The sequence below is a fragment of the Leptospira sanjuanensis genome (assembly GCF_022267325.1).
In the GTDB taxonomy this organism is placed as follows: domain Bacteria; phylum Spirochaetota; class Leptospiria; order Leptospirales; family Leptospiraceae; genus Leptospira; species Leptospira sanjuanensis.
The window spans coordinates 793,178-805,862 of the sequence record NZ_JAIZBG010000001.1; the positions used below are offsets into that span (position 1 = coordinate 793,178).

Genomic DNA, 12,685 nt, shown 5'->3' on the forward strand with positions numbered 1-12,685 from the left:
TCCGGATCTTGTCCTACCGATTCGCGCTCCCAAATTTGTTCCTATACTGAATTCCGGTTCGGAACAGGTATTCCTACTGAAAATTATTCGCTCAAAGAAAGGATTTTCTATTCTTTCTAAAAATTAAAAAAAATCCCCCTCCTCAAGTTTTTTTCCCACAGCCGGGCAAAACCCGAGGATACAATAGAAAATGCCGTATAACGAAAGCTCTTCTGAGCAAGCATTTACCCCCTACCTCCAAGCAACTTTTTCCTCCAAACCGGTTTCTGAACCAAAGGAAAAGTATTTTACCGAAAACCTTACCTACGTCGAGGAATTATCCATTAGCGATTTCCTAAGCTTTTTAAAAGAAGGTCATTCCTTTGTTCCTGGAAAATTAAAAGAAGATCGAAAAAAAAGCGAAGCGTTCGAAAGCGGAAACTTAATCTGTTTGGATTTCGATAATGGCTGGAGTTTAGAAAGAGCAATCAGTGCTTTCCAAAACAATGCGATTGCGATCTATACGACCAAGAGTCATCGTAAACCTAAAGGCATTTCTCCTGCTTGCGATCGCTATCGAGTCCTTTTGGTTTTACCATTTATTGCAACGAGAACAGTGTATGGATTAATTCTAAAACTTCTGCATGAATTATATCCGTGTGACCAAAGCTGTAAAGACTTGGCGCGAGGCTATTTAACGTATGAGAACTCGGAGATTATTAAGTTCGATACGAATAATAGGCTTGATGTATGCCAACTTCTAAAATCAAAAGAAATTCAAAGGAATTTTCGAGAAACGATTAAAAAGGAAATTAAACTCCGGAAAGAATTCAAGAGTGAACTTGATTTCTATAAAGAACTTTATAAGCAAACAAAGTTCTGGCCGTCTTATTACCGCTTCTATAGTGGCGTCGTAAGAAATAGTGTCCTTTCTACCAACTCCTATAGTATTAATATAGAGGTTGGTAAAAAAGGTCTTAATTTCCTTAAGGAAGTAAAGGAAACACCATTACCTTCTGACGCGGCGAAGAAAAGGTATCATAAAATTCGAAACTTTAACTTTGAATTTGTTTATAAAAACTGTCGATTGCTACCGATAGCTCATAATTCAAGTCATGATGAATTATTTCATATTGCGACGAACTTAGCTCATGTCGAAGGAGGTAAGACGGAATTTACAATGATCAGTAAAGAGAGAGCTGAATCTATGAAAAAAGATGTTACGAAAAGCTCGAACATGTTTTCAGATATAGTAAAAAGAGAATATAAACCCTCGAACTGTTCTTCTTTTTGTAGATTTCATAAAAGTGGCGAATGCACCAATCAAGGAAATCTGATTACTCTTGAGAATGAAGAAAGGCTTCAAATTAAGAAATTAAAATTAGAAAGAAAATTGATTACGCTTGAAGAAGCCCGGACGAAGCTCAAAGAAATATTCGAGACGACGGTTCAGTCTGGATTCTCTAATGCTATTCATATAATAAAAGCCCCGACTGGGACCGGAAAATCGACCTTACTTAATTCTATTCAAGAGACTGGACGAAGACAAGTCATTGTTTGCCCTCGGAATGAACTCTTAGACGGAATCGAGTCTGGTACTAAGTATCCGGTTCTTGATCCGATCCTTGAAAAGAAAGTGAAAATTTATACGGATCACGGAATAAGCCATTCCTCGATAGTAGCACGGCCGGAATTAATGAAGGAGATTTTTACGGAATCAGAAGTGGAAAAGTATAAAGATTTCTTTAAAGATAGGAAAGAGGCTTTGAATTCGAATCCTCTTCGAATAACTCATGAAAGACTTTTGATAGACCCAAATATCCATGCGTTGTTGGATGATTCAGTAATTTTCATAGATGAAGACATTATGGATTCTCTGAATAAAATTGAGAGCGTATCTATTGATTCTGTTTTGCGATTTATTGGTATAATCGAAAAAAGCAACGGATTCTCTCAATTAAAGGATCATTTAATGAATATTATTTCTTCTGAAAGAGGAAAAGTGATCCCGACAGAAGGATTCTTTCTCGGAGAAGATGAAGTTAGATCATTGAACGGAAAAATTCTAAATAGTATTCAATTTAGAAAAAGGAATCAGGTAAATTTGCCTAATTTCAATATTTATAATTTTCTTAACATGGATTATTTCTATGTATGTGATAAACGGCAGAAAGTTCATTTTGTGAGAGAAAGAACTCTTCCATCTAATGCGAAAATAATTATTTTATCGGCAACTCCGGAGATAAACTCTTATAAAAAGAAATTCGGGGAGCGCGTTAATTTTCATTCCGTTGGTGAGATAAAGACGAAAGCGAAATTAACTCAATTTAATAGTAGGAGTTTTTCGAGAACAGCGATGGCAGATGAGAAATGTAAGAAGAAGGCGGATTCGATAGTCGAGGTTCTAAAAAAGAAAGGCTGGAAGGTCATTTCATATAAGAAATTTGAAGAAGAATATAAATTAGATAGTAATTTCTATTCTTCTGAGGGTAAGAACTCGCTCTCTGGTCAAAACCTACTCGTTGTTGGAACACCGAATATGAACGTTATCCATTTAATGTTGAAAAGTGCCGCTCTTGGTTATGATTATGAAAGCATCGCCGATTATCACGAAGTGGGTAGTGAAAAAATTGAATTCGACGGTTTTGAATTTCCAATAAAGCCTCTTTCGAAAGATCCAAACATACTGGAACTTCAACTCCACCACACTCAGAAACATTTATTGCAAGTTGTAGGACGAGCACGGTATCTTGAGAATGATTGCAACGTAGTTTTGTTTTCGAATTTCCCACTCTACGAATTCGAGCAAAATCCTGAGAAGAACTTTGAGTTGATTCTAAATCAAATAAGGTCAATGGGAAACACTGACGATTCGCTTAAAGAAGCTTGCTGATTCCTTTTCCGTAGCCGGGTAGAATTCTTCGCCCGGTTTTTTCTCCTTCCTCTCAAAAAAAATTCACACAATCCACCAATTAGCACGGATACTATAAAAAAGTAACTTCAGTCTTAATTGGAGGACTTGAATGAATAAGAAGACTAATATAGAATGGGCGGATGCAACTTGGAATCCGACTTTTGGATGCACGAAGGTGAGTGCAGGATGCGCGCATTGTTACGCGGAGACTTGGACTAAGGAAAAGAGTTTAGGAGATTTCTCGAATGTTATAACGAAACCTTCTGCTTTAAACTATCCTTATAAAGAAAAAGAGCCAACGGTTTACTTTGTGAACTCTATGAGCGATTTATTCCATGAAGACGTTCCCACGGAGTTTATCCTAAAAGTTTTTCGAGTTATGCGGGAAACTCCCTGGCATACTTATTTGATTTTGACGAAGAGGCCTGAGCGACTCGTTGAATTGGATAATGAGCTTATATGGGCACCGAATATTTGGATGGGTGTTTCAGTAGAGAATGATAAAGTTTATGACCGAATTGATTTATTGAGACAATGTAGTTCTTTTAATAAATGGCTATCGATCGAGCCGTTATTAGGAAGCGTAAAAGATATCGATTTGGAAGACATTGATTGGGTTGTAGTCGGTGGTGAGTCGGGACGGAAGGCAAGACCAATGAAGAAGGAATGGGTGGAAGAAATTTTATCTGCGTGTCGAGAGAAGTTGATACCTTTCTTTTTTAAGCAATGGGGCGGGGTGAATAAGTGGGAGACTGGACGGTTGTTGAATGGAGTTGAATATAATGAGTTTCCGGAAGGGGTTAAGCTGAAGAAAGCGGCTTAATTTTTAAAAGGCCTACTTCCATTTGAAAAGTGGAAATAGGCTTTCAGAGATAGATTAAAGGTATTCTTCGAAATCGATTGAAAATAAAATAAAGGGATTCTTAGATTCATCCAATCTGGAAATTATTTTGAGAGTCTTTGAAGTAATGTTTCCATCATTGAAAAAATTAATTTCAAAGAAATACGGAGTTCCGTCCAAGTCTTTAATTTTATCGTTAATTCCTTTCTCAAGGATTTCATGAAATATTTTATTCATTTCATTTTCTCTTGATTTAGAAGAAGATAAATTTTTAACGACTTCATATAAGTGGCTTGTTATATAAACCGGAAAATCAAATGAGTAAATAAAAGTGTATGAATACACAGGATTGATATCTGAAATTTCAATGACATCTTCTACCTCAAGGGCTTCAGCCCACGTAAATTTTATATCATCAAATCCTATATCTAAAATCATTGAATTGATTTGATCTAAAGAATAATTTTCTTTTTCCAATTTTTCTACATACTCATCAAGGTCTTTTGTGCTTGTGAACGTCTGCATTAGCTTCTCTCCAAAATTATATTTAGCACTCTCGCGTTTAAAGTGCTATATTCGAGTTTGCCATTGTTGGAAATTGACCTGACCAGTCAAGTAAAAAAATAAAAAAGGATCCATCAGTATATTATGTTATTACGATGGATGCTTATTTTTTAGACTAAATGTTTTGGAAAGGATCGCGCAGTAGTTACTTAAGTCTAAATTTGATTTTATAAAGGCTTAAAATCATTACGCATTATAGGTTAGAGCTTGTGACAACCATTTTGCAAAAAAGAATTATTTTTAGAGTTTGGTAGAAGAATTATACTTTGAGAGCTGAATTAATACCCGAACTCTTCCTTCGGAAGTGAAATGATGATAATCGGCTCCCTTGAAGTTCCAAAATGACTCTTAATTTTTAACTTCTTAGTTAACGTCTCACCCTTATAATCATATCGGATTAGGAAAGTTTGCGTTGCAGGCTCCATGAATTCTAATTTTCCGAATAAGCTCTTAGTCAAAATCTCGCCGACGATTTCGTGGTAACTAAACTTCGGATCTTTTGTATGATTGATTGAAATGATGAAGTCCAGAACCTCTCCGGTAATCATAACTGGATATTTATAAATGATTTTTGACATCTCATGATAGATAGAGTCATTTAGGTCGTATAAGATCTCATCATCGAAGGCTTCATCAAGAGAGTAGAATTCAGTATTTGATATGTTATCATTTTCGTTCATTGTTTAAATATATTTTGTGAGTTCAAAAAGAATTACTCCCAAGATTTCAAGTGTCGTGAGCCGTCGTAGAAGGGTTGGGTATAGAATTTACTCGTAGTGACTGGAGAAGAATGACCGAGAACCTTCTGAGCCGCGATCGAGCCAGCCTCAGCAAGTAATTTAATTCCAACTGTGTGTCTTAGCGCATGACAATGAATATTCCTTCCTTGACACGTCTTAACACCCCAAGATGAAACAACGTATTGGAGTCCTCGCTTTGAGAGGGGAGATCGATGAACTTGGTGTCTCTTAGGCAAGGATTGAAAGAAGAAATCAGATTTGATTTCGAATCGGGAGTGATAGCCGCGAATTTCTGCAATGAGTTCACTCGACAAAACGGAGTAACCGAGGCTCCCGCCTTTCTTGATATACTTGAGGAGTATTTCGCCTGACGGACCTTCTAAGAGGTTGGAAAAGCGACTATTAACCACTTCTTTAGCTCTTAAGCCAGTTTGCGACATGAAGTGGAAGATAGCGCGGTTCCGGAAAGATTCTTCGTTCGATGGATCTGCGAATCGTTGAAGTAGGGCTTTCATAGTTTGATTGGATAAGCCTTTGGCGAATCCGGAAGAGGAAGATGGCGGCGATCCAGATGAATCTTTCCGAACCTTCTTTTTTAAAGATTCGAAATTGAGGATTTTTGCTGTATTTGAGTTCATTTTGAGTACTATACATTTGTATAGTACTCAAAATGTTCGTAAAGCATTATTTTTTCAATCCTTATCGTAAGTTTGCTAAGTTCTTATGCCTTTCAATTGCTGAATTAAAGTCGAGCGAGCGGGATGAAATGCAGATCTAATTTTCAGAGTGATTTTACAATTGTGGTATTCTTAGAAGCAAAAGTGAGAATGCGATTACCTGGGATATTTATTCTTTACACAATACAATATAAAACGAATATTCAATAAATTATTATTGGGACTTTATATGGATAAGCTTATTGACTCTTTAGGGAATTTTTTAGAACGATTCTTCGATCCAATCGCGATACGGTATATCATTTCATTCATCTTTTTTCATAAAGAAGCGTTTTACTTTTTAATAACTAACCATTACGAACCAGTAGAAAATTTGCTATACTTTAAAAATCATTTAAACTATATTCCATGCTGGGGGAAGGGTTTTTTCAGTTATTACGTTCCACCTCTTGTCATTTCTTTAGCTTGGCTTTTTGCGTTTCCTTATATAAAGAATTGGATCTATTATTATTTGGAATGGCTAAAAGTTGAAGGTATCAATAAAATTAATCGAGCTAAGCTGAAAATAAAACATGGCTCTTTCACACTTGAAGAGATTGAAAATGAATGGAGATCAAAAATGCATACTCTGAGTGAAAAGTATAATATGATTCATAACGATACAATAATTGGATTAAAACAAAGGCTTAAAATAACTGGTGACGTTGAAATAATGAGAGTCGGAGTCGATTTAAGAGTAGGAGATTGGATAATCGGCGACGTAAATGGTTCTGCATCTATTGCTATTGTTTCAAATTTTCCAGATTTATCTCAAGAAAAGTCTTATGAGACTTTCAATTTCCCGAGTAAAATCTTCGGCTTAGTTATTGAGAAGTATGAGAATGGATTGGGTGCGGTTCAAAGATCAGGAAAGGTTGGCAATTATTATAAGGATCTTGCTAATCTTTCTGATTCTAATAAAAAAGAAATTTATCTTTCAGTTAACGCGAACGGTAAAGCGGTAAATTTACAGGAAATAGATTCACGAAACGTTTCTGTTCAAATTGGATCTATTGTTGAATCTTTTTTAGAAATAAACCCGCGCGTGGCTCATGCCGAAGTCGGTCGACGTGGATTCTAAGTTATTTTCAACTGCACGAAATTACCAGAAAGGTGCAGTTGATTCATTCCCAGCTTGATCCTTGGGTCGAATCAGATTAGTTTAGAAAGTTTCAATAAACGAAAGTCCGAGCAAAATTCGTAATTCTGTGACAAGCAGATCACTCCTCTTTTGAGAAACCGGGCAGAAGTATGATATATTAGGAGATCTCGAATTTCCTAAAAAAAGAAAATTTGGTCGTAGTCAAATAGAATGAGTTGAAGAGAGGAATCAGACTTTTATTCTATTCGGATATATGACTCAAAAGAAACGGAGTTTGGGTTTTCGAGTCATCAATAGTTCGATTCGATTTTTTGAATTCGGATAAGGATACGATGGAAGAAAAAGTCAGTTTTTTTATTTGGAGCGATTTCGCCGCGTATGTCGGCATATCCTTTTCTACCAAGAGGCACAATCATTTTTATCATCAATTCTGTTTTACATCCGAGAAGTCTTTTCTGCTAAAAGGAAAGAGCGGAGAAAATTTTGAATCAAACGCGGCCCTTATCCCATCGGGTATAAGTCACGAGACGACATTCGGTAATAAAAAGTTTACGATATTGTTAGTGGACCCGCTTGTTTTCGAAATTTCTAATACGATTCTCCATGCATTGAATTCCGGATTCCCCGCAATTGATTTAAGCGAATTATTTTCTTCGGAAGATATAACGTTGATTGAGAATAATTTGAAATCACAGCAAAACGATGCGAGGGAAAATATTATCGGTCTATTGCGATCTAAAGTAGGGACCGATAACGCGAAAACGATCGATTCCAGAATCGAAAAAATCCTGCCTTCTTTGCGCACAGAAATGGACGAACTTTCGTTATCGGAAGTGGCAAATTTCGCACAGTTATCTCCAAGCCGATTTCGACATCTTTTCAAGGAAGAAACGGGAATTTCCTTTTCGAGTTATAAACTCTGGTTGAAAACTCAAAAAGCGGTTCGATTGCTGATTACGAATAAAGATATCATAAATGCCGCACATGCGGGAGGTTTTTTCGATCAGCCGCATTTCAGCAGGATTTTAAAAAGGTCCTTTGGACTGAGTCCTCTGGAAATGAAAAAAAATCCGCATTTCGAATTAAAAATTTTTTCCTAATAGCCCCTATATACAAGAGTTCTTTAACGATTTCGGGTAAATTTCTTTCAGTTTTGGAAGGGGATTGGGAATCGTTAAATGAAAATTAAATATTTATTCATCGGCTTGTTATCTGCCGTATTGCTTTTTGGCGCTTTTTTAGCTGTCAAACTTTATAAACTCAAACAATCGGTTCTGGCGTTCGAGAATAAATGGGAAAAACGCGAAATCATTAAACAGAAACGGATCAGTTTTACGGAAACGTTAACCGTATTACCGCTCGTGAATTGGCATAAAAGCGACTCGGCTCTCAAGTCGGAAATGGGTGTTTCATATCTGATTCAAACGGATCAAGAAACGATTCTTTTCGATCTTGGACAAAACAAAGATCAGGAATCTCCTTCACCTTTGGAATGGAATATGAAACTTTTACGGGTTACGCTTGAAAAAATCGATACGATTTTTCTTTCGCATTCTCATTTCGATCACGTAGGAGGGAGAACTTTCGAACGTTTAGGAAGTTTTTCTTTAGGCAATACGCAAGTTTCGCTAAAGGACAAAAAAATCTATTCTCCCGTGGATTTGAAATATCCTGATGCAGTCGTTACCACAATCCATGGCCCGCAAGAAATCGGAACGGGGATTGCAAGTCTCGGACCTATCTCGCGAGCCTTGTTCATCGGCAATATAGAAGAACAGGCGTTGATCGTGAACGTAAAAGGAAAGGGGTTGGTAATTTTTTCAGGATGTGGACATCAAACATTGTCTAAGATCATTTCACGAACGAAAGAGTCGTTTGATACTCCCATCTACGGGATCATCGGAGATTTACACTATCCTATTCCCGACGGCCGGATGATTTTTATGGGATTGAATCTTCAGAGTATATTCGCTTCCGGAAACGGTCCTCTGGATCAGATCACGGAAGAGGATCTTAACTCGGATATCGAACTTTTGAAAAAAGAAAACATAAAGTTATTCGCTTTAGGCGGTCACGATTCAAGTGACGCGGTGATTTCTAGGATGGAAAAAATATTCGGAGAAAAGTATAAGCGAGTTATGATCGGAAGTATAATCGAAGTCGCAAAATAAACGAAGGGATAAGAATAAACTATGAATTTCAAAATGCCTCAAGAATTCAAAACGGCGTATAAACGAGAACTTGAAAAATACGAAGAGTCTTTATTGGAGAATGACTTTCAACAAGCCTGGCATTATCTGGAGAGAGCGCATATCATCGGGCAGTATCACCCGGTGTCGCACACGGGGATTCACTTTCGCATGTTACTCTTCGGTTTCAAAACGGGGAACGCAAAAGAGATTTTAGGTCAGTCGATCCGAATGAGTGTGGGTTGGATCGGAAGTCTTTTAAATAGAATTCCGGTCGGAAATACCGGAAGTTCTTCCGTTCCGATCTTTTCGCCTATGCCGATTCCTGCGGATTTACGTTTGCTGTTGAAAGACGCGGATATGGAAAGCAGAGGTTTAGCGGGACTAAAGTGATTGATTCCTATTTAAAGAAAGCAAGGGACACGTTTCCGGGACTCGCTTTGATCGCGTTCCTCGGTTTGATTTCGGAAAGTATTACCTCCACCTTGAATTTGGGATTCTCTTCAATGTTGATCGGATTGTCGATCGGTGTATTGATTGGCAATTACGTCGGCATTTCAAAAAAGTTTAAGGCAGGAGTGGACTTTTCGGTGACTTCTTTGATGCGAATGTCCGTAGTTCTGATTGGCTTTCGCATTAGCATAGAGGAATTGATCTCCTTAGGCTTTGCTACCTTTTTGCTGGATGTTCTTGTAGTTTTTTTCTCGTTGGGTTTTTCATATTGGATTTCCATAAAATATTTTAAATTCGATAAGGACTTTTCGTGTCTGCTTGCGATCGGTTCTTCGATCTGCGGAGCGTCGGCCATCGTCGCGGCTTCACCTCTATTAAAAACCGAATCTTTTAAAAGTTCGACGGCGATCAGTGTCGTTACCGTTTGCGGAACGATCAGTATGATTTTGACGCTCGTATTTGCGAACTACGATATATTCGGAGCGTTGAATCATGACGATATTGGCGTTCTGCTCGGTGCATCGATTCAAGAAACGGGTCAAGTCGTAACGGCGGGATATTCGATATCCGTAAACGCAGGTGATAAGGCGGTGATTACGAAATTAGCGAGAATCTTATTGTTGGCTCCCGTACTGATTCTATTGAATTATTATTTTTTGAAGGACGGAAATTCGACGAATCAAGGTTACAAATCGATCAAAATACCGGGATTCGTGATTTTGTTTTTGCTCGTCGTTCTTTCCAGTGCGACCGAAATCGTATCTCACGATGCGAGAACTAAGTTATCGGGACTCGGTACATTTTTATTGTTATGTGGAATGATCGGAGTCGGATTCAATTCCAATTTAATCCGAATTGTTCGTTTGGGGTTTAAGCCGATTTACGCGGGACTTCTCATTTCGGGATTTATGATATCCGTAAGTATCGCGCTTATCTTTCTTTTTAAAACGATTTGAAGAGGAATATGTAATTCTTTCATAATATGATTTTGAATTATCAATATCCTTTTATTTCTCGGCAAAGTAGCGCTATTAATATGCGAGAATCAGAATGAACATACTTACAATTTTTATCTTTACAAACAAAAAGGTAATCTAACTTTTAACTTATGATGGCATTCATACAAAAAATTTCGATGAGCTTTTTGCTTGTTTCGATCATTGTTTTGTCCATCAGTTGTAACTCGATTTGCGAATTTGACGTAACGGATTCTTCCGGTTTTGCATATCGGTTCGACGTAACGCCATGTCACGAAACATCCACACCTAAAAGTGAAACGGATTGTGAGTGGGATTCCGGCAGTCTGAATCTTTCCTATAAAGAGAAGTTTTCGCATTCCTTTGCGACACTTTTTATTCTAAGCTATTATCAATCCTTCATCGATTTCGTATTAAATTCAAACGTTCGAACTGCTTTCCTCACAGGAAGAAGGCAACTTGCGTTCGCTTTTGATTCCGATTCAATTTTTATCATCAATACAATCCGTATTTTGATTTAGTCCACGTTTAAAGTCGTCATTGCTTTAAAACGTGGAGGTTTATCGTGTACTCATTTTTAAAAGAAGGATTTTTTAATCCTTTCCAGATCGTCTTTCTAAACGAATATTTATTATCGATATCGACTTGCTTTTCTTTGATGATTCCTTATCCAGCATTCGGAGCGGAACAGGAGAATTCTTCTAAGATTACGATCAATCGTATTGTCGAACTTGCGGAGAAAAATTCTCCGATGCTTCTTTCCTTAAATTCCGATTTGGAATCTTTGTACTTCCGAAAAAAACAGGAAGAGATGACGCAGAATCCGTTCGTTACCGTCGATTACGGTCAGAGAAAGGCCGCAAACGAATCGGGCTCCGAATATTCTCTTCAAATGGAACAACCCGTTTATTATCCGGGAAGAAAGGAATTAAAAAGACTTTTAGTCGATAACGACTCGCGCATTAAGGAAGTGCAGGTTGCCGAAGCGACAAATTCGGTCCGCCTCAACGCCGTTAAGTTCGCATATCGTTATCTTGTCTCCGACATAAATAGAAGCCATGTAAAAGAAAGACTTCGCCGACTTGCTAAGATCGAAAACTACATCCGATCCAGACCCTTTATAACGCCTCAATCCAAGGCGGACGTTTTTATTCTGGAAAGAAGGATTCTCGCATTAAAGAAACATCTCAACGATTTGGAGTTGGGAGCTTCTAAAAATTTTGAGTCCATGAATTTTTTTCTTAGAATGGATTCTCCGCCCGATCTTTCCCTACAGTTTTTCAAAGAGGGAATTCGGATCGATCCCGCCGTTTTGGAAAAGAAAGCGATCGATCAAAATCCGATGATATTGGCCGCTCGCGGCGAATTGGAAAGAGCAAAGACGGAGTTACGAATCGCAAATTTGGAAAAGTATCCGGATTATTCCGTCGTCGGTCAGGTAGGAGAGGATAAATCGGGCGTTGCCAACCGCTATTTCGATGTCGGTTTAAAATTTCGCGTTCCGCTTTGGGATCAGTATCAAAATAAAGTCGGGGCCGCCGAAAAAAATCTGAACGCTAAGTCCGGCGCTTTGCTTCAGCAGGAAAACATCATACGGATGAATCTTAAACAGGCCGTTTTGGAATACGAAAAATCAGTAACGAATATTAGATTATTCGACTTATCTAAACTAAAAAGAGATCGAAAGAGATTTAAACTTCGCGGATACGGAATTCTCCAGATCGAAAATCCAGATTTTAAGTTATTTAGAATTGGAAAATCAGCTCCACGATACGTATCACTCCATTTTGGAGGCGCAACTGACTCACATGGAATCCTTTCTGAATCTTCTCTACATGACCAACGAAAAAGAAATTATAGGAGTATTAAAAAATGCTGAACAGACTTTTGAATACGGTTCTAAATAATTCGATTCTATCTATCGGAATCGTATTATTTCTTTTTATCTATTCGTTTTTTACGTTAAAGGAAGTTCCGATCGACGCGGTCATGGAAGGAGCGACGAGTCGAATCCGGCCTGTTATTATGACTGCGTTAGTCGCATCGTTCGGATTTTTGCCAATGGCCTTCGGTTCAGGCCTAGGTTCCGAAGTTCAAAAACCATTGGCGACGGTGGTGATCGGAGGAATCATATCGTCCACGATTCTAACATTGGTGATATTGCCGGTCTTTTACTATTGGTTGGAAAAAGAATAAGATGAACGTTATAA

10 protein-coding genes and 1 pseudogene are annotated in these 12,685 nt (G+C 37.8%); 9 read left to right on the plus strand and 2 right to left on the minus strand.

Annotation, left to right across the window (positions count from 1 at the left end):
* Positions 1-190: 190 nt before the first annotated feature.
* Both LFX25_RS03685 and LFX25_RS03690 read left to right on the plus strand, forming a co-directional pair.
* On the plus strand, positions 191-2,872 hold the full coding sequence (locus LFX25_RS03685) for a hypothetical protein (RefSeq protein ID WP_238728970.1): 2,682 nt from the start codon (positions 191-193) through the stop codon (positions 2,870-2,872).
* 130 nt (positions 2,873-3,002) lie between these two features.
* Positions 3,003-3,716, plus strand: coding sequence for a DUF5131 family protein (locus LFX25_RS03690; RefSeq protein ID WP_238728971.1), 714 nt, complete (start codon positions 3,003-3,005; stop codon positions 3,714-3,716).
* Positions 3,717-3,770: 54 nt separating this feature from the next.
* Here LFX25_RS03690 and LFX25_RS03695 read toward each other — a convergent pair whose 3' ends face one another.
* Together LFX25_RS03695 and LFX25_RS03700 are read right to left on the minus strand one after the other, a co-directional pair.
* Positions 3,771-4,259 carry a hypothetical protein gene (locus LFX25_RS03695; RefSeq protein WP_238728972.1) on the minus strand — a complete coding sequence of 163 codons (489 nt, stop codon included), beginning with the start codon at positions 4,257-4,259 and terminating at the stop codon, positions 3,771-3,773.
* Between the two features lie 751 nt (positions 4,260-5,010).
* Positions 5,011-5,676, minus strand: a complete 666-nt coding sequence (locus tag LFX25_RS03700) for a tyrosine-type recombinase/integrase (RefSeq protein WP_238728973.1) — start codon at positions 5,674-5,676, stop codon at positions 5,011-5,013.
* A gap of 268 nt (positions 5,677-5,944) precedes the next feature.
* Between LFX25_RS03700 and LFX25_RS03705 the strand changes: the two genes are divergently transcribed.
* The 7 genes and pseudogenes from LFX25_RS03705 to LFX25_RS03735 all read left to right on the plus strand — a co-directional run bounded on the left by LFX25_RS03705 (position 5,945) and on the right by LFX25_RS03735 (position 12,671).
* The gene (locus tag LFX25_RS03705; RefSeq protein WP_238728974.1) at positions 5,945-6,835 is read left to right on the plus strand and encodes a hypothetical protein; all 891 of its coding nucleotides are present in this window, start codon (positions 5,945-5,947) and stop codon (positions 6,833-6,835) included.
* Positions 6,836-7,524: 689 nt separating this feature from the next.
* Positions 7,525-7,956, plus strand: coding sequence for a helix-turn-helix transcriptional regulator (locus tag LFX25_RS03710; protein WP_238728975.1), 432 nt, complete (start codon positions 7,525-7,527; stop codon positions 7,954-7,956).
* Between the two features lie 78 nt (positions 7,957-8,034).
* The gene (locus LFX25_RS03715) at positions 8,035-9,027 is read left to right on the plus strand and encodes an MBL fold metallo-hydrolase (RefSeq protein ID WP_238728976.1); all 993 of its coding nucleotides are present in this window, start codon (positions 8,035-8,037) and stop codon (positions 9,025-9,027) included.
* A gap of 21 nt (positions 9,028-9,048) precedes the next feature.
* Entirely contained in the window at positions 9,049-9,438 is a 390-nt protein-coding gene (locus LFX25_RS03720; protein ID WP_238728977.1) for a DUF3703 domain-containing protein, read from the plus strand.
* The gene (locus tag LFX25_RS03725) at positions 9,435-10,454 is read left to right on the plus strand and encodes a YeiH family protein (RefSeq protein ID WP_238728978.1); all 1,020 of its coding nucleotides are present in this window, start codon (positions 9,435-9,437) and stop codon (positions 10,452-10,454) included. The genes LFX25_RS03720 and LFX25_RS03725 overlap by 4 nt, the downstream gene beginning before the upstream one ends.
* A gap of 679 nt (positions 10,455-11,133) precedes the next feature.
* Positions 11,134-12,382, plus strand: a pseudogene (locus LFX25_RS03730) (TolC family protein).
* Positions 12,348-12,671, plus strand: a complete 324-nt coding sequence (locus tag LFX25_RS03735; RefSeq protein ID WP_255717750.1) for an efflux RND transporter permease subunit — start codon at positions 12,348-12,350, stop codon at positions 12,669-12,671. Before LFX25_RS03730 ends, LFX25_RS03735 begins: the two are co-directional and overlap by 35 nt.
* The last annotated feature ends 14 nt before the right edge of the window (positions 12,672-12,685 follow it).